Below are 26,713 nucleotides of genomic sequence, written 5' to 3' on the forward strand. Positions count from 1 at the left end.
TCGAGCGAACATTACCAGTGGCTTTAGGGACGAATTTTGCCGCGATTGTGAATAAACTGCGGAGCAACGATGGGGGTAAGCTCAGGGCACTTCCAATGCACAGTATCATCTTGACGTCCCTATCCATCCTTGGTCTTGCCGGTGCCCTCGCGGGGCCGGCCCTTGCCGAGCCGAAGGCCCCGACCGAGGAGGAATCCGCCGACGCGAGCTTCGTCGAAAGCCTCCTCGGCAAGTCCTACGAAGGCGAACTTGACATCGAGGATTGGACCGATTTCGGCGGCGGCCTCGTCTCCCCGCCTATCTATGTCCGGCTGTATCAGCGTGAGGACGGCACCTCCCTCGTGCTGACGAGCCGGGAGACACCGACGGGCAGCTTTGTCGTAACGGACGCACTGGTCATATCCAAGCCGTGGAAGGGCTACGCGGTCTCCATTTCCTGCATGCAAGGCGATGACTTCACGTTGCGCTTCATTGGGGATGCAAGGGGGCCAGAGTCGAAAGAGTGGTGGACCGAGGTGCGCCGTGCCTGGGAGATCGCGCTCAAGCACGAAACCGAGCCGGAGCCGGAAACAGAAACAGAAACCGGCTCCACGGCTGAACCGGGCCCGGAGGCCGAGCCGAAGCCGGAGCCCGGTAAGATCACGAAGGCCGACACCAAGGGCGTCCAGTGCGCCAACCCCTCCTGGTGACGAGGGGATTCGCTTCGAGAGGAACGGGAGGCAAGCCTGATGGAACAGATCATATTCGTAGTGACCATGCTGACGGCGCTCGGTACGGCGCTGCTCGCCGGCAATTTCTTCGCCTTCTCCGCCTTCCTGATGAAGGCGCTTTCAGGCCTCTCGGCCGAGCGCGGTATTACCGCCATGCAGGCCATCACCGCTTCAATCAGGAGCCCCTTGTTCCTTGTCGTGTTCTTCGGCACGGCCGCGCTCGCGGCAATCCTCTCAGGCGTCGCTGTTCTCGAGTGGTCGACGAGGCCCGGCGCTTGTTACTTGCTGGCGGGCGCACTCCTCTTTCTCATGGGTGCCTTCCCCATCACCATGATGAAGAACGTGCCACTCAACAACGAGCTCGCCCGCGCCGCGCCCGACACCAAGGAAGGCCGCGACATGTGGGCGAAATTCCAGTCGTCGTGGGGCATGTGGAACCACATCCGCACCATCACCTCGCTCGCAGCTTGCGCGGCCTTCATCATGGCGCTGGTGGAAGGCGGCAACCCGTTCGCCACCCGCGGATGATCACTCCCAGACGGGCCTCTTCTCCTCTGCCGCGAGCTTGGCGATCTCCGCCTCAAGCTCGATGACGAAGGCGTCGTACGACGTCTTGCCGTAGAGCGGCTCGCCAACGTTGACCGCGCAGTTGAACGGCACAAGTACCGCCGAGCCTTTGGGCAACGCCTTGCCGAGACCGTGCATGAAGACCGGCACGATGGGCACGTGCGGCCGCGCGCAGGCGAGATGACCGATGCCTTTCTTGAGCGGCGCCAAGGTCTCAGGATCGCCGCGTGAGCCTTCCGGGAACAGCACCAGAATCTCGCCGCGGTCGAGCGCTTCTTCGCACAGCGCGAGCGGGTTGCCGCCCTCCTTGCCGCTGCCGCGCTTCACCGGGATGATGCCGATGATGTTGGTGGCGAACCAGCCGCGCACTTTGCTGGTGAAGAAATAGTCGACCGCGGCGACCGGCCTGAGCTTCGGCAACAGGCGAAGCGGCATCAGCGACATCAGCGCGAGCGCATCGAGATTGGAGTTGTGGTTGGCGGCCAGCACCGCCGGGCCGTCCTTCGGCAGGCGCTCGCGGTGGCGCACGGTCAAGCCCAGCGCGACAAGGATCACCGCCCGCACCACGACGGCGAAGAACAGAAAGCGCAGCAAGGTGACGAACGGGTTCCGGCTCATGGATAGAAGAAATATCGGAAGAAGTGGAAGAATGCAGGCGCGGCATAGGTGAGGCTGTCAACCCGGTCGAGAATTCCGCCATGGCCTGGGATCAGCCCACCGGTGTCCTTGACCCCGAGATCGCGCTTCAGCGCCGACACGGTAATGTCGCCGAGAAAGCCCGCCACTCCGAGCACGAGCCCGGCAAGCGCCGACCACATCCAGTCCATCGGGGTGATGAACGGCCCGACGGCGGCGGCGACAACGACCGTGGTCAGCACGCCGCCGGCGAGACCTTCCCAGGTCTTGTTGGGGCTCACGCTCGGCGTCACCTTGTGGCGGCCGAACAATTTGCCCCAGGTGTATTGCGCCACGTCGTTGAACTGGGTGAGCACCACGACGAAGAACAACAGCCCCACCCCTCCCCCGACCGGGTTCGGCACCGCACCGGAAACGAGCAGCATGGCCAGGTGGCTCAGACAGAACACCGTCAGCATCAGGCCCCAGCTCAACGTACCGACCGCACCCAAGAACCCGCGCGTCTCCCCGCGGAGCGCCATCAGCGCGGGGAAGAACAGGAACATCCACACCGGCACGAACACGATGAACATGCCGTACCAGTCGATCGCCGCCCAGTAATACTGGATGGGGATGGCGAGATAGGCGAACAGCAGGAGGCCCCGGTCGATGCGCCGCGTCGGGATGAGCGACAGATATTCCTTCAACGCGAGATAGGAGATGAAGGCGAGGAACACGATGGCCACCGTCTCGTTGACGACGATGGCGAAGGTGAAGGCGCCGATCATCCACCACCAGGATTCCGTCCGGCGCGCCAGCTCCTCGTATTTCTCGCCGGGGTTCCGCAGGCGAAGCCACGACACGATCATCGAGGCGAGGATAAGCAGCACCCACACGCCGAGTGTGGCGTAGACGACGACCTCCGGCAGGCCGAGCAGAATGTTCATGCCTTGGCCTCCGCGACGATGCGGCGCGCGCGGTTGATCACGGTGATTGCCGACAGCGCAAGGAGCACGGCGAGATAGACGCTGGTCCAGAGGCCCGGGCTAAGCCCAAGCCCGAGCAGCACCGCAAGCAGCCCGAAGGCCAATGCCCGGTCGCTCTTGCCGAGCGGTCCGTCATAGCGGCGCGACGCCTTGATCATCGGCCCCAGCGCCCCTGCCATTTCCGCGATCACGCCTGCAACCACCACCAGGGCAACGAGCCCGGGGCTGACGCCCGGAATGAGCGCGAACGGCAGATAGAGCGCCGCGTCGGCTATCACGTCCGAGAGTTCGTTGAGCACTGCGCCGTGCGGACTCGCCTGTCCGTGCTCCTTGGCCATGAGGCCGTCGATGGCGTTGAGCGCCATGCGCACGAACAAGGTCACGGGCAGCAAGAACAGCGGCCAGGGCGAGGATGGTATCAGCGCGAGCCATGTCCCCTGGGCTATGCTGAGCACAAGCGCCGCAAAGGTGACGGCATTGGCGCTGACCCCTGCGCCCGCGAGCCAAGCGGCCGCCGGGCGCAGCCTTGCCTGAAACCCCGGCTTCAGATCGTAGATTGTGGCCAAGCGTGCCGCCCCGCCCGTTCAGCGCAACCACTGTACCGCTAAGAATATCAGAGCCGCCAGGCCCGCGGCAGATGGGACGGTGATCGCCCAGGCTGCGACGATGCCAAGGAAATGTGACCGGCGGACGAGCTTGCGGCGGCGAATCTCATCCTGGTCAGCCTCCGAGATTCGTCGCGGCCGGTGCCGCTTGTGCGTGTGGATATAGTTGCGGCGTCGGCGGCTGTTGGCGGTGTAGTACTCGCGGAAGAACCCGACGCCAAACACCGCTCCCACCACGATATGCGTCGTGCTGACGGGCAGGCCGAGTTGCGAGGCGACGAGAACCGTGAACGCCGCCGCCAGCGCCACGCAGAACGCACGCATGGGATTCATCTTCGTGATCTGCTCGCCGACAATGCGCACGATGCGTGGACCGAATAGAAACAGGCCGAGGCTGATGCCTATCGCGCCGATCAGCATAACCCAGAACGGGACGCCAACTTCGCGAGCGAGCGACCCAGTCTGGACGCTGTCAAGAATGGCGGCGAGCGGCCCGACAGCATTGGCGACGTCGTTCGAGCCATGAGCGAACGACAACAGCGCGGCCGAGCAGATCAGAGGCAGGTGGAACAGCTTGCGCAGGTCCTGGTTGCGGTTTTCCATGCTCTCCGACTGCCTGCGCACCCACGGACGGGCGACGATGTAAGTCAATAGGAAGCCGGCTGCGGCAATGCCGGCGACGGAAGCAAGGTTGGGTTGCCAGACGTTATGAAGACCCTTGACGATGATATAGGCGGCGAAGATCGCCGCCATAAGTGAGACCAACGCGGGCACCCAACGCCGCGCCGCGGCGATCTTGTCCTCCTGGTAAATCAGCTTGACCTTGATGAAGGCCAGAAAAGCAGCCGCGACGAAGCCGCCGATGAGCGGTGACATCAGCCAGCTGAAAAAGATCGTCGACACGATGAGCCAGTCGACAGCGCCGGCGCCCACCGCCACAAGCCCCGCACCCAAAACGCCGCCGACGATGGCGTGGGTGGTCGACACCGGCGCGCCGAGAAACGTCGCGAGATGGACCCAGATCGCCGAAGCGAGCAGCGCGGACATCATGACCCAAATGAAGGTCTCGCCGCTTGGAACCAGCGCGGGATCGATGATGCCTTTGGAGATCGTCTCGACGACCTCGCCGCCGGCGATCAAGGCGCCCGCACATTCAAAGATGGCGGCAATGGTGAGCGCGCCGGTCATGGTGAGTGCGCGCGCCCCCACGGCAGGGCCGACATTGTTCGCCACGTCGTTGGCGCCGATAGTGAGCGCCATGTAGCCGCCGATCACCGCGGCTACCACCAGCAGCAGGCCATACTGACCGGCCCCAATCTGGGACCCGGCCAACACGCCGACGGTCGCGAGAAACAGGAACGCGAGACCGAGCGCCAAACGATTGCGCGATACGGCGAGCGTGGCCTCTTCCAGCCGCTCGAGCTTGCGGAGGTCCTTGTCGAGCGAAGTCTTGCGGACCTCGCTCAAGCGTGCGGCCACCGCCCCGTCATCGCGAAATGTCATGTGATTGCGCCCGGCGTCCCCTTGAGAGTGTCATAGGGGCTCTTTGTGGACGCCACAACCTCGGATGGCCTCAAGCCACGGATTTTTCGCACAATTTACGCGAGTTTGGCGGGATCGAGTTCCAGAAGAATCCTCGCCAAGCCCCGTTCCCCGACCCTTCCAGCCGCTTCATCAGGCTCGATCCACAGGAGTCTGCGGCTAGACTTCTCCCGCCAGTCCAGCGCCTGACAGCGGGCGCGGAGTGGATAGACGTCCACGGTGCATTTCGACCATGAAAAGAGATGGAGTCGCTTGGTGTAGAGAAACTGTGCGATCGGCCGCGGACCGATATCGCCCCTGATACCTGCCTCCTCGAGTGCTTCCCGCGCCGCAAGCTCGGTGTCCGGAAGGCCCGGCTTGGGCCAGCCCTTGGGGATCGTCCAGCGGCCCATCCGCCGCGTCGTGATCAGGAGCACAAGGAGGCCGTCCGCCGTTTCCACGTAGGGAAGAGCCGCGACCTGCTTCAACGGTGGGTTCATGAGGCGCGGCTATCAGTCCGCCAAGGTCATGGAAAGGAAGTCCGAGAAGGCGTCCCAAGACTGCTTGTCGGCCCGCTTTTGGTACTTGTCGGAGGTGAAGTTGGTGAAGCCGTGCGGCGCCCCGGAGTAAACCTCGATCTCGTAAGGCACCCCCGCTTTCTCCAGCTCCTGCGACAGGGCCGCCACGTCGTCCATGCTGACGGAGGCATCGGCGCCGCCATGGGCGACTAGGATCGGCGGCGTACCCGCGGGATAGGTCTGGTCCTCCGGCGTAGCGAGACCACCATGGAAGCTGGTGTATCCCACCACGTCCTCCGCCCCGCCCGAGCGGGCAAGCTCGAGCGTTGCCGTGCCGCCGAAGCAATAGCCCATCACTACGGTCTTCTCCCCGGATTCCTTCCGCGCCTCGGCGAGCCCGCCGAGGATGAGCTTCCGCATGCGCGCGCGGTCGTCATACAGCTTGCCCGCTTCCTTCTTCTTGTCGGCGATCTCGACGGGACGGTTCCCCTTGCCGAAGATGTCGACGGCGAACGCATCGTAGCCCATCACCGCCAGCATCTCGGCGCGCTTCTGCTCGTACGCGGTAAGGCCGTCCCAATCGTGGATGATCAAAACAAGGCCCTTGGAGTCATCGCTCGGGGTAGCCCGATAGCCCTCGAAGGTCTCGCCGTCGATGTCATAAATGACAGCCTCACCCGCGAGCGCCACAGCCGGGGCGGAAACAAGGGCAAGCGCCAGAGCAAGCCACGTCAGGTCGCACCTCATCACGACTGTCCTTTCGCCTGTACCCGCGCTAGCAGCTCTTCGACTTTCGGCATGATCTTCTCGACGATGATAGTTACGCCCTTGCCGTTGGGATGGATGCCATCTTTCTGCATCAACTCATCATTAAGCGCGGCGCCATCCAAGAAGAACGGATAGAGGATCACGTCATACTGCGCGGCAAGGTCAGGAAAGATCGCGCCGAAGGACTCCACATACTCCTTGCCCATGTTGCGCGGCGCCTCCATGCCGGCGATCAAGACGGGCAGCCCCTTTTCCTGCAATCGCTCGATGATCTTGGCAAGCGCCTGCTTTGTTCCTTTCGGGGGAATGCCTTGCAGCGCGTCATTGCCGCCAAGCTCCACGATCACCGCATCGGCGTTCTCCGGCAGCGCCCAGTCGAGGCGCTTCAGCGCCGCGGCGGCCGTGTCGCCGGAGACGCCCGCGTCAACCACCCTGACGGAATGCCCGCGCGCTTTGAGCGCCACCTCGAGCTGCGCCGGAAACGACTGGTCTTGCGGCAGACCAAGGCCCGCAGTGAGACTGTCGCCGAGTGCGACGATGACGGTTTCGCGCGGCTCCGCCTGGGAGATGGCCACGGCGAGCACCACCAGCAGGGCTGCGGCGAGAAGGCCCATTTTGGCCATATGACGTTTCATCATTTCGACCTGTTTGCCCTTCTCTAATGATGCCCACCATGCCATCTGTCACGGGGGAAACCTGCCGCTCATGGACCAGCCTTTGAAACAGCGCCCCGCGATCGAGCTCGAAGGCGTGCATGTCACCCTCCCTTCGCGCGCCGGCGCTGTCGCCATCCTGCGCGGCATCGATCTTAGCGTGCCTTCGGGCGACGCTGTGGCCGTCGTCGGCCCGAGCGGGTCCGGCAAATCGACCCTGCTCATGGTCATCGCCGGGCTCGAGCGCGCCACCGACGGCAAGGTCACCGTCGTCGGCACCGATCTCGGCACCCTCGACGAGGACGGCCTGGCCCGCCTCCGCGCCGCCAATATCGGCATTGTGTTCCAATCGTTCCACCTCGTGCCGACCATGACGGCCATCGAGAACGTCGCCCTGCCCATGGAGTTTCTCGACCAGGACGATGCCTTTTCCGTGGCGCGCTCTGCGCTTGCTGATGTCGGCCTGTCTCACCGCGAAACGCACTTCCCCGGCCAGCTCTCCGGCGGGGAGCAGCAGCGCGTGGCCATCGCCCGCGCGCTCGCCACCAAGCCGGCGCTGATTCTCGCCGACGAGCCGACCGGCAATCTCGACCTTGCTACCGGCGCAGCTGTGATGGACCTGCTGTTCACCTTGAAGGAGCGCACCGCCGCGACCCTGCTGCTCATCACTCATGACAGCAACCTCGCCAAGCGCTGCGGCCGCATTGTCAGCCTCGCCGACGGCCGCATCGTGAGCGGCGGGGCCAAGCGCCGCGTGGCCGCGTCATGACCGCGGCCACGACAACCGCCGCCCCGGCTACACCCAGCTTCAAGCTTCCCCTGGCATTCACAATCGCCATGCGCGAGCTCCGCGCCGGCGCCGGCGGGCTCATCGTGTTCGTGCTGTGCATTGCCCTCGGCGTCGCCGCCGTGGCCGCCATCGGCTCTTTGGCCGCGGCTTTCGACAAGGCGCTGGCCCAGCAAGGGCGGCTTCTCATTGGCGGCGATCTCTCCTTCGAGCTGATCCACCGCCAGACGAGCCCCGAGGAGCAGGCGGCGCTCGCTAATCTCGGCCAGATCAGCGAGTCGGCGAGCTTCCGCGCCATGGCCCGCGCCGCGGACGGCAAGAGCGCGCTCATCGAGGTCAAGGCTGTGGACGATCCCTACCCGCTCTACGGCGAAGTGGCGGTGCTCGAGCCGCAGGACGCCGGCCCGCTATGGCGCGAGACGGGCGTGGTGCTTGCGGAGCGCACTTTGCTCGATCGCCTCGGGCTCAACGTGGGCGAACCCCTCAAGATCGGCGAGACCACCGTCAGCATCGGCGGCATTCTCGGCGAGCAGCCCGACCGCCTCGCCGACCGGCTGTCCTACGGTCCGAAGCTCCTGATGTCGCGCGAGACGCTCGCAAGGACCGGCCTGGTACAGCCCGGCAGCCTGATTCGCTGGACCTATCGCGCGAAACTGCCCGACGACCGCGGCGCCGACCGCAACGCGCTGGCCGACGCGCGCAAGGACATCGAGACCAAATTTCCGCAAAGCGGCTTCGCCATCCATGACTGGACCGACCCGGCGCCTACACTCCGCCGCGATGCCGAACGCTTCACCCAGTTCATCAACTTTGTCGGGCTCACGGCGCTGCTCCTCGGCGGCATCGGCGTCGGCAACGCCATCCAGAGCTACATGGCGAAGAAGCGGGAGATCATCGCCACCTTCAAATGCCTCGGCGCCACCAGCACCCTCGTGCTCAACATCTACATGATCCAGGCGCTGCTGCTCGCATCGATCGGCATCGTCATCGGCCTTGTGCTCGGCGCGCTCGCGCCTGTGGTCATCGCCACTCTCTATGCCGACGTGCTGCCTATCGAGCTCGCCGTCGAACCGCACCCGATACCCTTGCTTGTCGCCGCGCTCGCCGGGCTACTGACCATGGTGCTGTTCGTGCTGTGGCCGCTCGGCCAGGCGAACCGCATCTCACCCGCCGTGCTGATGCGCGCGTATCTGACCGACGAGCGGGAACGGTTGGCGCTTCCTTTCGCCCTCGGCTCGGCGGCCGCGGGTGCCGCGCTGTTCACGCTCGCCATCGCCGCCTCGGAGGAGCGCGCCGTCACCGCCGCCATCTCGGCCGGCATCGTGGTCGCCTTCGGGCTTCTGCTTGGCTTCGGGCATCTGATGCAGCGCTTCGCCGCCCGTTTCCGCCGCACCAAGCCGCCCGCCTGGGGGTTGGCGCTCGCCAGCATGGGCGCGCCGGGCTCGCTTGCCCGCCCTATCGCCGTGTCGCTCGGGCTCGGGCTCGGCCTTCTCATCGCCGTGGCGCTGATCCATCATTCGCTTCTCGCCGAGATCGAAAGCCATGTGGAGGTCGACGCGCCCGCCTATTACTTCCTCGACGTTGAAGAGAAGGACCTAGCGACTTTCCAGGATACGGCCAAAGCCATCGAGCCTGACGCCAAGCTCGACGATGCGCCCATGCTGCGTGGCCGCATCATCGAACTGAATGGCGTCCCCGCCGACAAGGCCGAGGTCTCGCCGGATGCGCGCTGGGTGCTCGCCGGGGACCGCGGCCTCACCTACACCGACACGATCCCCGGCTCATCGACCATCTCGGAAGGCGAATGGTGGCCGAAGGACTATGCCGGTCCACCGCTCGTCTCCTTCGACGGCGAGCTCGCCAAGGGGCTCGGGCTGAAGCTCGGCGATAAGGTGACGGTCAACATCCTCGGCCGCAACGTCGAGGCGACCATCGCCAGCATGCGCAAGATCGACTGGGAATCGCTCGCCATCAACTTCGTCATGGTGTTCTCGCCGAACACGTTGCAGGGCGCGCCGCACCGCCTCGTCACCACGCTCGAGCTGCCGAAAGGCGCCACACCCGAGCGCGAGGCCAAGATCATCCAGGCGCTGGCCGAGCGCTTCCCGCTCGTCACCGCCATCAAGATCGGCGACATCATCGACGCGGCCAAGGCGATGCTCGCCAAGCTCATGGCGGCGATCGAGGCGACGGCCGGTTTCACCTTGCTGATCGGCGCCGCCGTGCTCGCAGGCGCCGTGGCCGCGGGCCAGCAGCGGCGCAAATACCGCGCCGTGCTGTACAAGACGCTCGGCGCCACGCGCGGCCGCGTCCTCAAAGCCGAGTTGCTCGAGTTCGGCGTGCTCGGGCTTGCGACGTCCCTCCTCGCCATCCTTATCGCCACCATCACCGCTTGGGCGCTCTGCACGTTCGCCTTCGACATCAAGTTCGTGTTCGACCCGTTTGCCGCGCTTGAGACCGTGCTCTTGGCGCTGGCGCTGGTCCTGGCCGTCGGGGCGCTGGCCACTTGGCGCGTTCTGTCGGTCAAGGCGGCGACCTATCTCAGGGCGGAGTAAGTGGCGCACCTACCCGGAGAAACCCGGCCTGGAACGGCCGGTATGGCTGTGCCAAGATTGCCTGCAATTCGGCTCCACGACAAGAAGGGCGAGCTGCGCTACGAGGACAAAGGCTCCAAGGTCATCGTCCAGGGCGACATCAACGGCGATGGCAAGGCCGACTTCGAGATCTTCGTGAAGGTCGGATTCCTCAGCGCCGCCGACTTCTTGCTTTAGCGCAACCCCTTAGGCCCCCGGCCTAAGGGCCCAAGCCCAATTGTCATGCCCGCCAACGGGTCCGGCCTGTGGCCGGCCGTCCGGGTGGCTTACGCAAAGTTCATTAGAGTTTATTTGCGCCTCCGTCTGGCCCCCCTAAAGTCGGGTTCTGCGCGGCGCGCCGGCTTCCTTTCCGGCGTTGCACGCAGGCTAACGAAACGTTAGCCGCCGGCATCTGTTCCAGAGCGCCCCCGGCTGGCACGACTTTCGCAGGGTTCACCGCCGCGCCAGCCGGCTGACGGCCCGGTTTTATGAAAGGAGCGCGCCCATGATCACCGTCAACACCGCCGGCTTCGAGCTGGTCAACGCCTTCAGCCTCTTCGACGACGCCACGCTGAACCTTAACGTCGCCCGCTCCTCCGCCACGGCGGTGGTCGGCGGCGTCCCCCATCTGTTCGTGGCAAGCAACGTCGACGCCGGCGTGAGCGCGTTCCGCGTCGAGGACGACGGCTCGCTCACCAATGTGGACAATGTCGTCGGCGACGCCACGCTGACCCTTGATAGTACCCAGGATCTCGCGACGGCGACGGTCGATGGCGTCACCTTTCTATTCGTGGCGGGCGGACTGGAAAGTGTGGTGAGCGTGTTTCGGGTCGACAACGACGGCACGCTCACCAATGTGGACAATGTCAACGACGACGCCACGCTGAACCTTCGCTTCCCCTTCTCCGTCGCCACGGCGGAGGCCGGCGGAGCGACCTATCTGTTCGCGGCGGCCCTCCTGGACAACGGGGTGAGCGTGTTCCGGGTCGAAAGCGACGGCTCGCTCACCAATGTCGACAATGTCAACGACGACGCCACGCTGAACCTCGCCGGCGCGGTCGAGGTCACCACGGCGGAGGTCGGCGGAACGACCTATCTGTTCGCGGCAGGCCTTTCGGACAACGGGGTGAGCGTATTCCGGGTCGAAGACGACGGCACGCTCACCAATGTGGACAATGTCAGCGACGACGCCACGCTGCAACTTCAGAGCATCACCTCCACGGCCACGGTCACGGCCGGCGGCGTCACCCATCTGTTCGTGAGGGGTGGCGATCCTAACATTACTGATTCAATCCGTGAGGGAGGCGTGAGCGTTTTCCGGGTCGACAACGACGGATCGCTCACCAACGTCTTCAACCTCGGGGACGACTTCGCGGTGTCGCTTAGCCAGATCGATACCCTGACGACGGCGACGGTCAACGGCGTCCCCTTGTTGTTCTTGGCGAACGAAGTCGAGAGTGTGGTCAGCATGTTCCGGGTCGGAGCCGACGGCGCGCTCGATCTCCTCGAAGTCCTCAGCGAGTCCACGGCGGGGCTTATCCGCGCTAGCGCCATCACGACGGCGACGGCCGGTGGCGTCCCCTATCTGTTCGCGCCGGGCGGCATTGAGGACGGGGGGACGTTTCAGCAGGGCGTGAGCGTCTTCCGGATCGAGGCTCCCCTCGCGGTGACCGGCACCGCCGCCGCCGAGACGCTTGTGGGCGGCGGCAGCGACGATCTGATCGCCGGCCTCGGCGGCAACGATATCCTCGACGGCGGCGCGGGCAATGACACGCTCCTCGGCGGTGACGGGTTCGACACGGTAACTTACGCAAACGCGGCCGGCGCGGTGACGGTGAATCTGGCCGCCGGCACGGCGAGCAAGCCCAACGGCACCGACACACTGGAATCGATCGAGAGAGTCATCGGTGGCGACGGCGACGACCTGCTCTTTGGCCACAACGGCAGAAACAGTCTGATCGGCGGCGACGGCAATGACGCGCTGCGCGGCAGATCCGGCAACGACGTCCTGCGCGGACAAGGTGACAATGACTTTCTCGCCGGCGGCAACCACAGGGACCGGTTGTTCGGCGATGACGGCGACGACCGCCTGCTCGGGCAGAACGGCAACGACACGCTGCGTGGCGGCAACGGCGACGACCTGCTCTTTGGCCAGAACGGCAGGGACAGGCTGATCGGCGGGGACGGCGACGACCTGCTCACCGGCGGCCGCGGGCGCGACATCCAGTTCGGCAACGATGGCGACGACATCTTCGTCTTCACCCACAAGAACGACAGCAAGAAGGGCGGCCAGCGCGACAGACTCCTCGACTTCGACCGTTCCGACGACCTGATCGATCTCTCCGCCATCGACGCCAAGTCGGGCGGCGGCAACCAGAAGTTCAAATTCATCGGCAAGCAGGACTTCCACGACAAAAGGGGCGAGCTGCGCTACGAGGACAAAGGCTCCAAGGTTATCGCCCAGGGCGACGTCAACGGCGACGGCAAGGCCGACTTCGAGATCTTCGTAAACGTCGGCGCGCTCGGGAAAGGCGACTTCCTGCTTTGAGTCAAGGCGCTTCCGAGGTGGTCGGCGCCCTCGCCACTTGGCGCGTCCTGTCGGTCAAGGCTGCGACCTATCTCAGGGCGGAGTAAGCCGCCCCGAGGCCAGGCCAATCTCGGTCTGGAACGGCCTTCGGGCCTATGCCAAACTTGCCGGGTCAGTCGTCAGCCTCCTGCGGCCCAAACCCCTGCGAGAACCGCCGTGGCACAACTCAGGAAGGACACGCTCCTGGAGCTCGGTCACTTCTCGGAAGTGATCAGCACGATCTACGACTGTGCCGTCGACCCGCATTGCTGGCCGACCGCCATCGAGCAGATCGGCGAATTGGTCGGCGGCCTCAACGGCGTCATCATGGTGATCGACACGGTCGAGAATGAGAGCCGCTTTTACGCCGACTGGAACGTCGACCGCGCCCTGATGCAGGCCTATAGCGAGAAATACCACGCCGAGAATCCCCTACATGAAGGCTTCATGCAGTTCGACGTCGAGGAACCTTACAACGTGCCGATGGTGATCGATCCGAGCCGGTGGCGCGCGAGCCGCATCTATCGCGAGCTTGGTGAGCCCAACGGCTGGCTCGACAGTCTCGGCGTGACTCTTCTAAAGACGCCATCGCGGCTCGGCACGCTGTCGATCGCCCGGCATCAGGAGGTCGGCTTCGCCGGCCCGCGCGAGATCGAGATCATGCGACTTCTGGCGCCGCATCTGCGCAAGTCCATCTCCATCGCCGATCTGATCGAAATGCGCGAGCTGACGGCGCGCACGTTCGAGGAGTCGTTCGAGGCGCTGCGTGTGCCGGTTATCCTGGTCGATGACGGAGCCGGCACTGTCCATGCCAACGGCGCGGCGCAGGACCTGTTCGCCAAGGGGGACCCGATCCGCTCAGAGCGTGGCATGCTCAAGTCCCCGTCCGCGGATACCTCCAAACGGCTCGAGGCGGCCATCGCTGACTCGGTCCCACCGGCGAACCAGGGGGAGCCTCTGGGCCAGGTCGTCTATCTGCCTACGGCGGATGGCAACCCCGCCTTCGCCCATGTGTTGCCGCTCCGCTCAGGCACCGCGCGCGGCCGGATCGAGCCCCGCGCCGTCGCCGCCGTGTTCATCACCCTCGCCGCCGACCCGTCGACTCTTCCCCTGCAAGCCTGGGCCGCCGCCTTTGGGCTGACCCAAGCGGAGGCGCGCGTGCTGGAGCTTCTCATCGAAGGCCACAGCATCCTCGACGTCGCGACAAAGCTCGACGTCGCACCGACCACCGCGCGCACGCATCTGGCCCGCCTCATGGAGAAGACGGGCGTCACCCGCCAGACCGAGCTGATCCGCCTGGCGACGCAGCTGCTCTCGCCGTTGCGCCAGTCCGCCGGCTCATAGGTCTCCAACGCATCTGAGGATACCGCGCCCGGCAATTGCCCCGCGTCATGCATTTGTATGACGGGCTTCAATGCCGACGGCACCAAGTCCGGTGGCGAGCTTCTGGTTAAGGCCGCGACCTATCTCAGGGCGGAATAGTCGGGCCTTCCGGGATGAATCCCGGTCTGGAATGGCATCCGGGCCTATGCCAAACTTGCCGGCAATCGTCAGCCTCCCCCCGCGGACAACTCAGCGAGACTACCCGTGGCGCGTCTGAGGACCGATACGACCGTAGAACTCGGTCACTTCTCGGAAGTGATCAGCACAATCTGCGACTGTGCCGTCGACCCGCATTGCTGGCCGACCGCCATCGAGCAGATGGGCGAACTGGTCGGCGGCCTCAACGGCGTCATCATGGTCATCGACACGGTCGAGAATGAGAGCCGCTTCTATGCGGACTGGAACGTCGACCGCGCGCTGATGCAGGCCTATAGCGAGAAGTACCACGCCGAGAATCCGCTGGATGAGGGCTTCAGGCGGTTCGGCGTCGGGGAGCCGTACAACGTGCCGATGGTGATCGAGCCGAGCGCATGGCTGGAAACCCGCATGTATTGCGAGCTAGGCGAGCCCAACGACTGGTTCGACAGTCTCGGCGTGACTCTTCTCAAGACGCCGTCGCGGCTCGTCACCTACCGCCTCGCCCGGCATCGGGATGTCGGCTTCGCCGGCCCGCGCGAGCTCGAGATCATGCGCCTGCTGGCGCCGCACCTGCGCAAGTCTATCTCAATCGCCGAACTCATCGAGATGCGCCAGCTGACGGCGAAGACGTTCGAGGAGTCGTTCGAGGCGCTGCGCGTGCCGGTGATCCTGGTAGACGACCGCGCCGGCATCGTCCACGCCAATGGCGCGGCACAGGATCTGTTTGCGCGCGGCGCCCCGATCCGCTCGGAGCGCGGCACGCTCAAGTCGCCCGCCGCCGATGCCTCCATGCGGCTCGAGGCGGCCATCGCCGACTCGGCCGGACCGGCGAACCAGGGTGAGCCTCTGGGCCAAGTCATCTATCTGCCAACGGCGAATGGCCGCCCGGCCTTCGCCCATGTCTTGCCGCTCCGCTCAGGCACCGCGCGCGGCCGCATCGAGCCCCGCGCCGTTGCTGCGGTGTTCATCACCTTGGCCTCCGACCCGTCGACCTTGCCTCTGCAAGCCTGGGCGGCCGCGTTCGGCCTGACCCAAGCCGAGGTGCGCGTGCTGGAGCTTCTCATCGAAGGCCACAGTATCCTCGACGTCGCCACGAAGCTCGACGTCGCACCGACCACCGCGCGCACGCATCTGGCCCGCCTCATGGAGAAGACGGGCGTCACCCGCCAGAGCGAGCTGATCCGCCTAACGACGCAGCTGCTTTCGCCGCTGCGCCGGCCTGCCGGCTGACATTCCTCCGACGAATCTAAGGATACCGCGCCCGGCAATTGCCCCGCGTCATGCATTTGTATGACGCGCGACTCGGCGCAGTAGACCTACGCTTTCGGCCGAGCCCCAACCATAGGAGGCCCTGCCATGGCCGTGACTCTGGTTAACACCGACAACGTCGTCGACGATGCATCACTCGCCATCGACACCCCCACCAACATGACCGCCATCAGTTTTGCCGGCCGGACGTTCCTCTACGTCCTTGGCAGCTTCGACGATGGCTTCAGCGTATTCGAGTTAGACACCGACGGCACGCTTACCAACCGAGAGAACGTCACCGACGGCGGCCCTTTGCACCTCGTAAACAGCATCGGCAGCACGACTGTCGACGGTCAGCCCTTCCTATTCACGTCGGGCGACAACGGCTTCAGTGCGTACATCCCGCTGGCGAGCGGATTTGTGTTCAACTACGACAACGTCGCCGACGCCGACGATCCCGACTTTTTCCTCCAGGACATCCGCTCATTCGCCTCGGCCACCATCGGCGATCGCACCTTCCTGTTCGCGTCGAGTGTTGGCGACGACGGCCTGAACTCGTTCGAAATCGGCCCGGACGGTGCGCTCACGAAGCGCGACAACATCACCGACGGCGGGGTACTCAACCTGAACGGCGCTTGGCCGGTTACGACCGCTTCGGTCAGCGGCACAACCTATCTTTTCGTTGGGGGATTTCTCGATGATGGGATCAGTGTGTTTTCGATCAATTTCGACGGCGAGATGACCAACGTTTTCAATATCGATGACAGCCAGGATCCGGATCTCCAACTGGAGTCCCCCATCGCGATGAGTACGGCAACCGTCGGCAACAAGACGTTCCTGTTTGCCGCCTCAGCCGGCGAGGATGCGGTCAGCGTATTCGAGATCGCCGCCAATGGCGCTCTTACATTGGTCGATACTGTTGCCGACGACGCGACACTGGAGCTCCTCGGCACGCAGGCGCTCACGACGGCGGAGATTGCCGGCACGACTTATGTGTTCGTGGCAGGAATTCTCGACAATGGCTTCAGCGTCTTCGCCGTCGCCGCGGACGGAACCCTCGTCAACGTCGCCAATGTCGACGACAGTGACAATGTCAATCTGCTGCTGGACAGCATCTGGGCATTAACCGTGACAAGTGTCGGCAACACGGCCTTCGTAGCCGCAAGCGGCAACACCGACGACGGCGTCAGCGTGTTTCGCGTCGACACCACGGGGCTCACCATCAACGGCACCGGCGGCAGCGATGTCATCAACGCGATGAACGCGCCCGCAGGCGAGCTTCTGCCCGGCGACCTCGGCGACGTGATCTCCGGCTTCGGCGGCAACGACACGCTCGAAGGCCTTGGCGGCAACGATACGCTCACTGGCGGGGCTGGGCGGGACATCCTGCTCGGCGGAGCTGGCCGCGACCTGTTCAACTTCGACGCACCGTCCGAGACCAAGAAGGGTAGCCAGCGCGACAAGATCATGGACTTCCAGCGCGGCCAGGACGACATCGACCTACGCACCATCGATGCCAAGACGGGGGTCAGCGGTAACAACGCCTTCAAGTTCATCGGCAAGCAGGACTTCCACGATGTGCGGGGTGAACTGCGCTACGAGGACAAGGGCTCGACCGTCATCGTCCAGGGCGACCGCAACGGCGACGGCAAGGCCGACTTCGAGATCTTCGTCGCGGTGGGCGCCCTCAGCAGAGGCGATTTTCTGCTGTAGGCCACGAGACGCGACGCAGAGTCCGAGGATACCGCGCCCGGCAATCGCCGCGCGTCATGCATTTGTATGACGCGCTCTACGGCGCTGCGGTCCTAGGCTCGCTCCCACGCCGAGGAGCGGCGAAAGGAGCGCGCCATGGCAACGATCAAAGGCACCGGCCGAAAAGACAAGCTGAAAGGCACCAACAACAACGACGTTCTCATTGGCCTCGCCGGCGGCGACATTCTTATCGGCCGCGGCGGCAAGGACACGCTCAAGGGCGGCAGCGGCAAGGACACACTGAAGGGCGGTGACGGCAACGACAAGCTCTTGGGCGGTAGCGGTAAGGACAACCTCAAAGGCCAGGGAGGCAACGATACCCTCAAAGGTCAGGGCGGTAGCGACAAGCTCTTTGGCGGCGGCGGCAAAGACAACCTCGATGGCGGCAGCGGCAACGACACTCTCAAAGGTCAGGACGGCAACGACACGCTCAAAGGCGGCAGCGGCAACGACAAGCTCTTCGGCGACAACGGCAGCGACAGCCTGAACGGCGGCTCTGGCAACGACATCCTGAACGGCGGCGCTGGCAACGACACGCTCTCAGGGAGCGTCGGCGACGACACGCTGCTTGGCGGCTCAGGCAATGACACGCTTGTAGGCGGCGCCGGCGCCGACGTTCTGGACGGCGGCGACGGCATCGATACGGCGAGTTACATGAGCTCTCCACTCGCTGTGCTGGTCGACTTGCTTAACGGACTTGCCGCCGCCGGGGACGCGGATGGCGATACGCTGACGGGCATCGAGAATCTCATCGGCACGAGCTCCCACGATACGCTCCAAGGCGACAACGGCGCCAACCACTTGCAAGGCGGCGGCGGCAACGACTTTCTCGAGGGTCGCGGCGGCGACGACATGCTCGACGGCGGCAACGGCAACGACCTGCTCGACGGTGGGGCCGGAGCTGACGCCCTCAATGGCGGCGACGGCACGGATACGGCGAGGTACACCGACTCTCCAAGCGGCGTCATCGTTGACTTGGTGACCGGAACGGGCGCCAACGGAGACGCGGAGGGCGACACGCTCTCAAGCATCGAGAACCTCATCGGCTCGAACTTCGCCGACAGCTTGATCGGCGACGACGGCAGCAACAGTCTGCAAGGGGGCAACGGTAACGACTTCCTTGAAGGTGGCGCCGGCGCCGACGTCCTGAACGGCGGTGACGGCACGGATACGGCGAGCTACGCAGGGTCCTCGGCCGGCGTCTTCATCGACTTGGTTGCCGGGACGACCGGCGGCGGAGACGCGGAGGGCGACACGCTCACGAGCATCGAAAATCTCTTCGGCTCGATCTTCAACGATAGTTTTTTCGGGGACAATGGCAGCAACCGCCTGCAAGGCGGCGGCGCGGACGATGTCTTGTCCGGCGTCGGCGGCAGTGACACGCTCGAGGGCGGCGACGGCAGCGATGACCTGGCCGGCGGCGACGGCGACGACACGCTTGACGGCGGGGCGGGCGACGACGTCCTGGAAGGCGGCGATGGTGTGGACGACCTGGCAGGTGGTACCGGCGCGGATAGGTTCGATTACAATAATGTTTCCGAGACGGGCGTCGGCGCCGGAAACCGCGACGTCATCTTCGACTTCAGTGGGTTCGGCGCCGAAGGCGATCAGATCGATGTCAGCACCATCGATGCGAATACCGGTTTGATCGGAAACCAGAGCTTCTTGTTCATCGGCAACGGCCCTTTCGATGGCGGTGACCCCCAGATCCGCTTCGAGTTCATTGGCGGCAATACCATCGTGCAAGGGGAGATCCAGGGCGACGGCAACACTGTCGTCGATTTCGAGATCGAGCTCATCGGCGAGATCACCCTCACCGCCGACGACTTCATCCTCTAAGGAGCGGTCAACGGCGACGGCAAGGCCGACTTCGAGATCTTCGTGAATGTCGGCGCGCTGAGCAAAGGTGATTTCCTGCTCTGAATGTCGCGGGCCGCGTGTTCACCATGTTCTTGGGTCGCGATTTCCGGCGACACCAATTCGTGACTTGTCTGTGATGCGCCGATAGGCTTTGGCTCGCAACCGAGCGACCCCCTGAGGGGGGTCTTTGTGGGCAGCCTAGGAGCCAAAAGGCCTGCCACCTATCCGCAAGGAGCAGGCCATGGCTGTCACCCTCGTCAACACCGACAATGTCGACGACTCCGAGGACGTCAATCTCCAGCTCAACGTCCCGGTCGGCATCACCTCGGCCGTGGTCGGGGGCGCGACCTACGTCTTTGTCACCGGCTCTTTCGACAATGGGGTGAGCGTATTCGCCCTCGACGCCACAGGCGCCCTTACCAATGTATTCAATGTCGACGACTCGCAGGACCCAAACTTACGGCTAGCCAACGCCCACGCCCCGGTCGTCGCCACGGTTGGCGGACAGACCTACCTGTACGTGGCCGGAGATACCTTCGGCATCAGCGTCTTCGCGGTCGGTAATGACGGCAGCCTGACCAATGTGGACAACGTGGCGGACGCCAGCGGCGCCCTATTCTTCTCGCTGCAAACGCTCGCCACGGCAACGATCGGAGCCGATACGATCCTCTATGCGGGAGGCGACAGTGGCGGCGGCGACGGTGGCGTTACGTCCTTCCTCGTCGATCCCAATACCGGTGCATTGACCTTCCTTGACGGGCTGGGCAGCTTCTCGCAGGGCGGCATCGTTCAGTTCGACTTCGTTTCCGGGCTTCATACGGCGTCGGTTGGCGGAACGCCGTTCCTGTTCGCCGTCAACAACCCCTACAGCCTCGCGAGCGTGTTCGACATCAGCAACGGGATCGTCGAATCCGGCCGCAACACCGACAATGAGATCGATGGCGGCGAGCTGGCGCTGTCCGGCCTAACCGCATTCGCGACGGCCGCCGTCGGCGCCAAGACCTTCCTGTTCGCCGCCGGAGCCGGGGATGACGGCATCAGCGTGTTCGAGGTCTCAGGCGCCGGCGTCTTGACCAATGTCTATAACGTCACCGACGACGCGGCCTTGGTGCTCGACGGCATCCAGGCCCTGGCGACCGCCAACATCGCCGGCACGACCTATCTGTTCGCGACCGCAACCCTCGATAACAGCGTGAGCGTGTTCGCCGTCGCCGCCGACGGCTCGCTCATCAACGTGGCCAACGTCATCGATTCCGAGGCTCCGGAGCTGGAGCTCGATGCCCCGGTCGCTCTTACCACCTCCGTGGCCGGCGGCGCGACGTTTGTGACCGTGGCGGGCGCGCTCGACAGCGGCATTAGCACTTTCCGGGTCGACACCACGGGGCTCACCATCAACGGCACCGGCGGCAACGACAGGATCGATGCGCTCAACTCCGCCCCTGGCCAGCTCCTGCCAAGCGAGCTTGGTGATGTCATCAGGGGCTTTGGCGGCAACGACCGGATTGCCGGCCTCGGCGGCGATGACCTGTTGCTCGGCGGATCAGGCTGGGACGTGTTGCGCGGCGGCGACGGCGACGACGTGCTCACCGGCGGCAGGGGGCGCGATTTTCACTATGGCGATGCCGGCGCCGACCGCTTCGATTTCAACAGTCTGGGCGAGTCGGGGCTAGGCGCAGCGAACCGTGACAGGATCCGGGATTTCCAGCGCGGCCAGGACGACATCGACCTCATCGGCATCGACGCCAAGAAAGGCGTCGCCGGCAACAACGCGTTCGACTGGATCGGCAAAAGCGACTTCCACGGCGTGAAGGGCGAACTGCGCTACGAGGACAGGGGCTCGACCGTCATCGTCCAAGGCGATGTCGACGGCGACGGCAGAGCCGATTTCGAGATCTTCGTGAATGTCGGCAGTCTGTCGCGGGGCGACTTCCTGCTGTAGCGCGGATTCGGAGCAGCTTCGCGCGATTTCGGACCGAAATCGCCTCAAGTCGGTCGAAAACGCCTCGAGTCGGGCTGCAGGACACAGTCGCTTCATCTTGCGCCGCTAGCGTAAAACCACCATATTCCAAGCCGAACTGGCTTTCTGACCAACCGTTCAGCAAGGGGATTCTCCTACATGGCGGAACTCGACAGACGTTACGCGCAAGGCACGGCCGTCGGCCGCGCGGAAGTGATCGACCAGGGCCTGCGCGCCTACATGCTCCGCGTCTACAACTACATGGCCTCCGGCGTCGCCATCACCGGCGTCGTCGCCTGGCTGGTCTACTCCATGGCCGTGGTGACCGGTGCCGACGGCGCCGTCACCGGGCTCACGGCGTTCGGCAACTTCATGTTCGCCAGCGCCTTCAAATGGGTGGTGATTTTCGCGCCGCTCGCCCTGGTGTTCTTCATCTCGGCGCGCATTGGCTCGATGAGCCTCAGCGGCGCCCAGATCGCCTTCTGGGCGTTCGCCGCGCTCATGGGTGCGTCGATCTCCTCGATCTTCCTGGTCTATGCCGGCGAGAGCATCGCGCGCGTGTTCTTCATCACCGCCGCCTCTTTCGGCGCGCTGAGCCTGTGGGGCTACACCACGAGCAAGGACCTCTCCGGCTGGGGCTCGTTCCTGTTCATGGGCCTGATCGGCGTGATCATCGCCTCGCTGGTGAACCTGTTCATCGGCTCGACCGCGCTGCAATTCGCCGTGTCGGTGATTGGCGTCTTGGTGTTCGCCGGGCTCACCGCCTACGACACCCAGCAGATCAAGGAGATGTATAGCGCCAACGACGACGGCACCATGTCGGGCCGCAAGGCCGTGATGGGCGCGCTTCGCCTCTATCTGGACTTCATCAACCTGTTCATGCTGCTGCTGCAGCTCTTCGGCGACCGCCGCTAGCACGAGCCAAGCGGGCACAAGACGAAAAGGCCCCGGTGTCTGCCGGGGCCTTTTTCACGCCCGCTGCCAAGGGGCGCACCGGGTTGAAAATCGGCCGTTGATCGCTACCTAGGTTGCAGTGATGGGCTTCCCTCCCCATCACAGGTTCCCCCCATAAGGAACCGGAGAAGCCCCGAGTCCCCCCCGTCTCCGGGGCTTCTTCTTATGTAGGGGGCTAAGCCTCGACCAGGCGCAAGCCTCTGTCCAGCGCCCGCAGCACACGCGCAAGGTCATGGCCGCGCCGCAAGATGAGGCCGGTGGCGGCGATCACGCTATAGGCGCCCTGACGGCGCGCGAGCTTCGGCGCCTTCTCGATGCGGTAAAGCGGAACTTCCGATGACCGCCGGAACACGGAGAACACCGCCTTCTCTCTGTGCGTATCGATGGCGTAGTCGCGCCATTCGCCGCTCGCCACCTTGCGGCCGTAGACATCGAGGATTTGGGTGAGCTCCTGGCGATTGAACGCGATGCCGCCGCGCCGGGATGCCGTGTCGGAAGGATTGAATTCGCCGCCGGCCTTGCGGGCCAGCGGCAAGACTATGGGTTCCGTTTCGCTCAACTCGCGCCTCCTGTAACGGAACCTTCATGATGACCGCGCGCGTAACGAATTTCAAGCCGACATGGGCGTCACACGAAGTGTAACATAACGAAACATAAATCACAGTTCCGCCCAAGTTCAGCCCAGGGCAGGCCCCAAAAAACGGTAAACTCAGCAGTGTTGCCTCTCGGCCCGGTCCAAAGAGAGGCTTCGGAATCTCAGCCCCCCAGCCCCCCCGGGGTCTTCTCTCGGACCGGGCCATTTCATTTCAGAGGCCACTCAAATGGGCCGGCTTAACGCCGGCCCATTTTGTTTTGGGGCAGTTCGCGGGGGCCCTCAGAGCCGCACCGCGCTTTTCCGGACAGCATCCCCCGTTCGGGTGACGCGCTTTCTGTCTCGACCCCTTAACTAGCGTCACAACGTGGCGGCCTGCGCTCGACAGAGTCCGCTCTGGCTTACTGCACAAGGGGACAAGCGATGACGACCCTAACCAATCTTGACCTCGTCGGCTCCGAGGTTCAGGTGAACACCAACATCACCGGAGTTGGCGGCCTATCCGGCGTGCAATCCAACGCCGACGTCACGACGCTCGGCGACGGGAGCTTTCTCGTTGTCTTCCAGAGCGCTAATGGGGGCGCCTCGGCTGTCGATATTCACGCCCAGGCCTTCAATGCCGACGGCACGAAGCTCGGCGATGCCACGCGGATCGCCAATCTGACGGGTGACGACCGCAACCCCGTGGTGTCCTCATTCGGGGAATCCAGCTCCGTTAGCGTCTGGCAGAACGACACGACCGGCGACCTTCACTTCACGCTTTTCAATCCGAGCTCCGGCACTTTGTTCGGCACGCAAACCTTAGCGGCGGATACGGTCACCCTGCACGACCCCGATATCGCTACTTTCGGCAGCGGCTTGCGCCAGATCGTCGTGTGGGAGCGCGATACGGCGTCCGGCAATCACGATATCCAGTTCAGCATCATGAACGGGGTTTTCCCGCCGCCGACGACTGCGGCCAATGTGAATGCGGGCACCGCCTCGCAGACCGACCCCGCGGTCGCGGCCTCCGGCACGCTCGCCCTCATCGTCTATGTCGAGAACGGCAATATCCGCGCCAATCTCTACAATGATGCAGACGGCAGCGGTCTTGGCGAGGCTGCGTCCTTCGATATCGCCGACAATACCAACAGTCTCTCCGCGCCGGATGTCACGGCGTTAACCGACGGCCGTTTCGTCGTTCTCTACATGGACAGCGCCGGCTATGTGCTCGGCCGCTTCTACGATCCATCGACCGGGATGACGAGCGATGAGTTCACCGTTGCGGTGGACGGCGGCATCCCCCGGGTGAGCGCCACGCCTGACGGCGGCTTTCTTGCGGTGTGGGACGATGTCAGCTCCGGAATCGACGGCGACATCGCCGTGCGCCGCTTCGATGCCGATGGCAATCCGGCCGGTGATGGCTTCTTGATTCCGGATCCGCAAAATGCCGGCGAGGATGGCGCGACCGTTGCCATCAACGCGGCGGGTGAGGTCTTCATCGCCTGGACCAGTGCTAGCGATACCGTCAACACAACCGACACGAACTTCGGTATCCAAGGCTACGCCGGTCTTATCACCAAGGTGACCAATGGCACGCCGGACGCCGATCTGTTCGAAGGCTACGCCATCGACGAAACGATCAATGGCCTTGATAGCGACGACGAGATTCACGGCAATGGCGGCAACGACATCCTGGACGGCGGCGATGGTCTCGACCGGCTCTATGGCGGCGATGCCGATGACATTCTCAATGGCGGCCTCGGCGACGACACACTCGAAGGCGGCGAGGGCAACGACATCCTCATCGGCGGCGCAGGTCTCGACATCGTCAATGGCAGCGCCGGCGACGACACGATCGTCATCATGGGCGACGAGGCCCTCAACGACACGATGAGCGGAGACACTGGTGACGACACCTTGCAGGCGATCGGCGCAGTTCAGCTTGCCGGCTTCGATGCCGCCGCTTCGTCGATCGAACACTGGCTGGGCGACGGCGGCGGCCTCACCGGCACGAGCGCCGCCAACACGTTCGACTTCTCCGGTCTCTTGACCAAGACGGGCCTACCCTTCATCGATGGCGGCGGCGGCAACGACTCCATCACCGGCTCGGGTTTCGCGGACATGCTGAGGGGTGGCGGCGGCAACGACGCCCTCACGGGCGGCGCCGGCAAGGATATCCTGACCGGGGGCGCCGGTCGCGACATGCTGTTTGGCGGCACGGACGCCGACCGCTTTGATTTCAACAAGATCGGCGAGACCAAGAAGGGCGGCCAGCGCGACAAGATCATGGACTTCAGCCGCAGCCAGCGCGACAAGATCGACTTGCGCGACATCGACGCCCAGAGGGGCGTCCCCGGCGATCAGAGGTTCAAATGGATCGACAACGAGAAGTTCCACAAGAAGGCCGGGGAACTCCATTATAAGAAGAAGGCAGGCTTTGTCCTCGTCGAAGGGGACATCAACGGCGACGGCAAGGCCGACTTCCAGATCCAGGTGGACGATATATCGAAGCTGATCAAGAGCGATTTCCTGCTCTGAGCCGCCTGGGCCGGCTCACGCCGGCCCATTTTGCTTTGGGGTGTCAGGGGCTGTTTGCCGCGCTCGCCTGGCGCTGATACTCGGCGGCGCCAAGGATCGGCCCGGCGCTCTCCACCTGAAGCAACGCCACCAGAAAATCGCCGCCGATCGTCCTGAGATCCTTGAGCGGCAGCCGGAGCGTCATCGCCTCGCCCTTCCACATGCCGATCGGAGTGCATTCCCGCACCGGGTGCGAGTAGGTGATCGTCTTGCCGCGGTTCTCGCCGCGGGCAATGGCGACGGTCTCCTTGTCCTTGGCGATGGCGAGCCATACGGTGCCCTCGCGCATGTCTGAGCCCTCGGGCGCCGCGCCGATATCGATCACGAGGCTATTGCCTTCGGCGCGCATGGTGACAGGCACCTTGACATTCTGGAGGCGCTTGGCCGCGTTGCGGATTGCCATCTCGATGGCGGCTTCGTTGCCGCCGTTCACGTGTTGAACGCCGTCGACCACGACTTGCGGCGTGTACACGCGCCCGTCGCCGCGTACCCGCGCATACTCGCGCTGGCGCTCGCTGTTCGCGGGGCTCGACAAGGTGTCGTGCCAGCCGAGGTAGTTCCAGTAGTCGACCGAGTAGGACAGCGTGATGATGCCGGGCTTGTCGCTGTACTCGGCGAGCAGCGCGTCCGCAGGCGGGCAGGACGAGCAGCCTTGGCTCGTGAACAGCTCGAGCAGAATGGGACCGCTCGCCGTAGGCTCTGGCGGCTCGGCCTGGGCGGGCGCGGCGAGCCAAAGCAGGGCAAGTGCCGCGGCGGCGCGAAAGCTCAAGAAAGTCAGGGGCCTCATGGACCCTAGAATGCCGGAACCGGCCCAAAATTTCCGGCAAAAAGTGTGCACCGGGGGTCACAATGCGGTGACTTCGCCAAGCGCCCTCGGGCCTTAGAGAACCTTGTAGAGAAACACCGAAGGCACGCCCACTTCGAACCCGGCCTTCTCATAGGCGCGGCGCGCCGGTGCGTGGCTCGGATCGGCTCCGGTGCCGACCGTGGCGAGACGCATGCGCTCGTCGCGCATTACGGAAATTGCAAACGCATAGAGCTGCGTGCCTATGCCCTGTCTCGCGTGCGACGGATGTACCGCGTTCAGACCGATTTCTCCGGTCCTCTTTGCCTGATCCAATGTTAGGGAGACAAACCCGACGATCTCCGAATCCATCAACGCAACGAAGACTCTGTGGGTTGAGCCAGGCCGGCAGATGCCATCGAGAAGGGCAGCCTGATCGGCATCCGCCGTGTCGAAGGCACGTGCCGAGATCGCCTCGCCGACGATGGTGCGGAACGATTCGAATATGGGACTGAACGCCGCCGCCCGCACCTCTTGCAGCCTCGGGAGGTCATCGGCGGCGAACGGCCTTATCACCAGTTCGGATGTCATTCAACAGTGTGGCTCTGCGCGCCGAC

General features: G+C 64.4%; 23 protein-coding genes. 13 read left to right on the forward strand and 10 right to left on the reverse strand.

Annotation, left to right across the window (positions count from 1 at the left end; genetic code table 11):
• The first annotated feature begins 95 nt into the window (after positions 1 to 95).
• Positions 96 to 689 (forward strand): hypothetical protein, encoded by a 594-nt coding sequence (locus tag ACRECX_RS03870; RefSeq protein WP_431557492.1) that lies wholly within the window; start codon positions 96 to 98, stop codon positions 687 to 689.
• A gap of 39 nt (positions 690 to 728) precedes the next feature.
• Positions 729 to 1,238 carry a DUF1772 domain-containing protein gene (locus tag ACRECX_RS03875; RefSeq protein ID WP_431557493.1) on the forward strand — a complete coding sequence of 170 codons (510 nt, stop codon included), beginning with the start codon at positions 729 to 731 and terminating at the stop codon, positions 1,236 to 1,238.
• Here the strand turns inward: ACRECX_RS03875 and ACRECX_RS03880 are convergent, their stop codons facing one another.
• The 7 genes from ACRECX_RS03880 to ACRECX_RS03910 all read right to left on the reverse strand — a co-directional run bounded on the left by ACRECX_RS03880 (position 1,239) and on the right by ACRECX_RS03910 (position 6,928).
• Complete coding sequence (locus ACRECX_RS03880; protein ID WP_431557494.1) at positions 1,239 to 1,895, reverse strand: lysophospholipid acyltransferase family protein; 657 nt, start codon at positions 1,893 to 1,895, stop codon at positions 1,239 to 1,241. It abuts the gene before it with no gap.
• Positions 1,892 to 2,839: a phosphatidate cytidylyltransferase gene (locus tag ACRECX_RS03885; RefSeq protein ID WP_431557495.1), complete on the reverse strand. Its 948-nt coding sequence runs from the start codon at positions 2,837 to 2,839 to the stop codon at positions 1,892 to 1,894. Before ACRECX_RS03885 ends, ACRECX_RS03880 begins: the two co-directional genes overlap by 4 nt.
• Positions 2,836 to 3,444, reverse strand: a complete 609-nt coding sequence (locus ACRECX_RS03890; RefSeq protein ID WP_431557496.1) for a CDP-alcohol phosphatidyltransferase family protein — start codon at positions 3,442 to 3,444, stop codon at positions 2,836 to 2,838. The genes ACRECX_RS03885 and ACRECX_RS03890 overlap by 4 nt, the downstream gene beginning before the upstream one ends.
• Before the next feature lie 18 nt (positions 3,445 to 3,462).
• The gene (locus ACRECX_RS03895; RefSeq protein ID WP_431557497.1) at positions 3,463 to 4,986 is read right to left on the reverse strand and encodes an inorganic phosphate transporter; all 1,524 of its coding nucleotides are present in this window, start codon (positions 4,984 to 4,986) and stop codon (positions 3,463 to 3,465) included.
• Positions 4,987 to 5,081: 95 nt separating this feature from the next.
• Positions 5,082 to 5,504 (reverse strand): NUDIX hydrolase, encoded by a 423-nt coding sequence (locus tag ACRECX_RS03900; protein WP_431557498.1) that lies wholly within the window; start codon positions 5,502 to 5,504, stop codon positions 5,082 to 5,084.
• 12 nt (positions 5,505 to 5,516) lie between these two features.
• Positions 5,517 to 6,269, reverse strand: coding sequence for a dienelactone hydrolase family protein (locus ACRECX_RS03905; RefSeq protein ID WP_431557499.1), 753 nt, complete (start codon positions 6,267 to 6,269; stop codon positions 5,517 to 5,519).
• On the reverse strand, positions 6,269 to 6,928 hold the full coding sequence (locus ACRECX_RS03910) for an arylesterase (RefSeq protein WP_431557500.1): 660 nt from the start codon (positions 6,926 to 6,928) through the stop codon (positions 6,269 to 6,271). The genes ACRECX_RS03905 and ACRECX_RS03910 overlap by 1 nt, the downstream gene beginning before the upstream one ends.
• A 67-nt stretch (positions 6,929 to 6,995) precedes the next feature.
• Between ACRECX_RS03910 and ACRECX_RS03915 the strand changes: the two genes are divergently transcribed.
• From ACRECX_RS03915 to ACRECX_RS03960, 10 genes are all read left to right on the forward strand, one after another.
• Complete coding sequence (locus tag ACRECX_RS03915; protein ID WP_431557501.1) at positions 6,996 to 7,712, forward strand: ABC transporter ATP-binding protein; 717 nt, start codon at positions 6,996 to 6,998, stop codon at positions 7,710 to 7,712.
• Complete coding sequence (locus tag ACRECX_RS03920; RefSeq protein WP_431557502.1) at positions 7,709 to 10,285, forward strand: ABC transporter permease; 2,577 nt, start codon at positions 7,709 to 7,711, stop codon at positions 10,283 to 10,285. Before ACRECX_RS03915 ends, ACRECX_RS03920 begins: the two co-directional genes overlap by 4 nt.
• Positions 10,286 to 10,327: 42 nt before the next feature.
• Entirely contained in the window at positions 10,328 to 10,501 is a 174-nt protein-coding gene (locus ACRECX_RS03925; protein WP_431557503.1) for a hypothetical protein, read from the forward strand.
• 307 nt (positions 10,502 to 10,808) lie between these two features.
• Positions 10,809 to 12,851 (forward strand): hypothetical protein, encoded by a 2,043-nt coding sequence (locus ACRECX_RS03930; protein ID WP_431557504.1) that lies wholly within the window; start codon positions 10,809 to 10,811, stop codon positions 12,849 to 12,851.
• 195 nt (positions 12,852 to 13,046) lie between these two features.
• On the forward strand, positions 13,047 to 14,213 hold the full coding sequence (locus ACRECX_RS03935; RefSeq protein ID WP_431557505.1) for a helix-turn-helix transcriptional regulator: 1,167 nt from the start codon (positions 13,047 to 13,049) through the stop codon (positions 14,211 to 14,213).
• Positions 14,214 to 14,456: 243 nt separating this feature from the next.
• Complete coding sequence (locus ACRECX_RS03940; protein WP_431557506.1) at positions 14,457 to 15,620, forward strand: helix-turn-helix transcriptional regulator; 1,164 nt, start codon at positions 14,457 to 14,459, stop codon at positions 15,618 to 15,620.
• 126 nt (positions 15,621 to 15,746) lie between these two features.
• Positions 15,747 to 17,351, forward strand: coding sequence for a M10 family metallopeptidase C-terminal domain-containing protein (locus ACRECX_RS03945; RefSeq protein ID WP_431557507.1), 1,605 nt, complete (start codon positions 15,747 to 15,749; stop codon positions 17,349 to 17,351).
• A 135-nt stretch (positions 17,352 to 17,486) separates the two neighbouring features.
• Positions 17,487 to 19,229, forward strand: a complete 1,743-nt coding sequence (locus ACRECX_RS03950; protein ID WP_431557508.1) for a calcium-binding protein — start codon at positions 17,487 to 17,489, stop codon at positions 19,227 to 19,229.
• Positions 19,230 to 19,491: 262 nt separating this feature from the next.
• A complete protein-coding gene (locus tag ACRECX_RS03955) occupies positions 19,492 to 21,189 on the forward strand; it encodes a M10 family metallopeptidase C-terminal domain-containing protein (protein ID WP_431557509.1) in 1,698 nt (565 codons plus the stop codon).
• Positions 21,190 to 21,366: 177 nt separating this feature from the next.
• Entirely contained in the window at positions 21,367 to 22,122 is a 756-nt protein-coding gene (locus ACRECX_RS03960) for a Bax inhibitor-1/YccA family protein (RefSeq protein WP_431557510.1), read from the forward strand.
• Between the two features lie 214 nt (positions 22,123 to 22,336).
• Here ACRECX_RS03960 and ACRECX_RS03965 read toward each other — a convergent pair whose 3' ends face one another.
• Positions 22,337 to 22,720 carry a DUF2794 domain-containing protein gene (locus ACRECX_RS03965; protein ID WP_431557511.1) on the reverse strand — a complete coding sequence of 128 codons (384 nt, stop codon included), beginning with the start codon at positions 22,718 to 22,720 and terminating at the stop codon, positions 22,337 to 22,339.
• Between the two features lie 456 nt (positions 22,721 to 23,176).
• On the opposite strand from ACRECX_RS03965, the gene ACRECX_RS03970 reads away from it, so the two are divergent.
• Positions 23,177 to 25,273 carry a calcium-binding protein gene (locus tag ACRECX_RS03970; RefSeq protein WP_431557512.1) on the forward strand — a complete coding sequence of 699 codons (2,097 nt, stop codon included), beginning with the start codon at positions 23,177 to 23,179 and terminating at the stop codon, positions 25,271 to 25,273.
• Positions 25,274 to 25,316: 43 nt separating this feature from the next.
• On the opposite strand, the gene ACRECX_RS03975 is transcribed toward ACRECX_RS03970, so the two are convergent.
• A complete protein-coding gene (locus tag ACRECX_RS03975) occupies positions 25,317 to 26,099 on the reverse strand; it encodes a DUF1223 domain-containing protein (RefSeq protein ID WP_431557513.1) in 783 nt (260 codons plus the stop codon).
• A 93-nt stretch (positions 26,100 to 26,192) separates the two neighbouring features.
• The gene (locus ACRECX_RS03980; protein ID WP_431557514.1) at positions 26,193 to 26,687 is read right to left on the reverse strand and encodes an N-acetyltransferase family protein; all 495 of its coding nucleotides are present in this window, start codon (positions 26,685 to 26,687) and stop codon (positions 26,193 to 26,195) included.
• Between the last annotated feature and the right edge of the window lie 26 nt (positions 26,688 to 26,713).

Source organism: Methyloceanibacter sp., from assembly GCF_050726195.1.
Lineage (GTDB): Bacteria > Pseudomonadota > Alphaproteobacteria > Rhizobiales > Methyloligellaceae > Methyloceanibacter.

What these genes read in the sequence shown, in the direction of transcription:
- ACRECX_RS03870 (WP_431557492.1), top strand. Translation starts at nt 96, where the DNA reads ATGCACAGTATCATCTTGACGTCCCTATCCATCCTTGGTCTTGCCGGT.
- ACRECX_RS03875 (WP_431557493.1), top strand. Translation starts at nt 729, where the DNA reads ATGGAACAGATCATATTCGTAGTGACCATGCTGACGGCGCTCGGTACG.
- ACRECX_RS03880 (WP_431557494.1), bottom strand. Translation starts at nt 1,895, where the DNA reads ATGAGCCGGAACCCGTTCGTCACCTTGCTGCGCTTTCTGTTCTTCGCC.
- ACRECX_RS03885 (WP_431557495.1), bottom strand. Translation starts at nt 2,839, where the DNA reads ATGAACATTCTGCTCGGCCTGCCGGAGGTCGTCGTCTACGCCACACTC.
- ACRECX_RS03895 (WP_431557497.1), bottom strand. Translation starts at nt 4,986, where the DNA reads ATGACATTTCGCGATGACGGGGCGGTGGCCGCACGCTTGAGCGAGGTC.
- ACRECX_RS03900 (WP_431557498.1), bottom strand. Translation starts at nt 5,504, where the DNA reads ATGAACCCACCGTTGAAGCAGGTCGCGGCTCTTCCCTACGTGGAAACG.
- ACRECX_RS03905 (WP_431557499.1), bottom strand. Translation starts at nt 6,269, where the DNA reads ATGAGGTGCGACCTGACGTGGCTTGCTCTGGCGCTTGCCCTTGTTTCC.
- ACRECX_RS03910 (WP_431557500.1), bottom strand. Translation starts at nt 6,928, where the DNA reads ATGATGAAACGTCATATGGCCAAAATGGGCCTTCTCGCCGCAGCCCTG.
- ACRECX_RS03915 (WP_431557501.1), top strand. Translation starts at nt 6,996, where the DNA reads ATGGACCAGCCTTTGAAACAGCGCCCCGCGATCGAGCTCGAAGGCGTG.
- ACRECX_RS03920 (WP_431557502.1), top strand. Translation starts at nt 7,709, where the DNA reads ATGACCGCGGCCACGACAACCGCCGCCCCGGCTACACCCAGCTTCAAG.
- ACRECX_RS03925 (WP_431557503.1), top strand. Translation starts at nt 10,328, where the DNA reads ATGGCTGTGCCAAGATTGCCTGCAATTCGGCTCCACGACAAGAAGGGC.
- ACRECX_RS03930 (WP_431557504.1), top strand. Translation starts at nt 10,809, where the DNA reads ATGATCACCGTCAACACCGCCGGCTTCGAGCTGGTCAACGCCTTCAGC.
- ACRECX_RS03945 (WP_431557507.1), top strand. Translation starts at nt 15,747, where the DNA reads ATGGCCGTGACTCTGGTTAACACCGACAACGTCGTCGACGATGCATCA.
- ACRECX_RS03950 (WP_431557508.1), top strand. Translation starts at nt 17,487, where the DNA reads ATGGCAACGATCAAAGGCACCGGCCGAAAAGACAAGCTGAAAGGCACC.
- ACRECX_RS03955 (WP_431557509.1), top strand. Translation starts at nt 19,492, where the DNA reads ATGGCTGTCACCCTCGTCAACACCGACAATGTCGACGACTCCGAGGAC.
- ACRECX_RS03960 (WP_431557510.1), top strand. Translation starts at nt 21,367, where the DNA reads ATGGCGGAACTCGACAGACGTTACGCGCAAGGCACGGCCGTCGGCCGC.
- ACRECX_RS03970 (WP_431557512.1), top strand. Translation starts at nt 23,177, where the DNA reads ATGACGACCCTAACCAATCTTGACCTCGTCGGCTCCGAGGTTCAGGTG.
- ACRECX_RS03975 (WP_431557513.1), bottom strand. Translation starts at nt 26,099, where the DNA reads ATGAGGCCCCTGACTTTCTTGAGCTTTCGCGCCGCCGCGGCACTTGCC.
- ACRECX_RS03980 (WP_431557514.1), bottom strand. Translation starts at nt 26,687, where the DNA reads ATGACATCCGAACTGGTGATAAGGCCGTTCGCCGCCGATGACCTCCCG.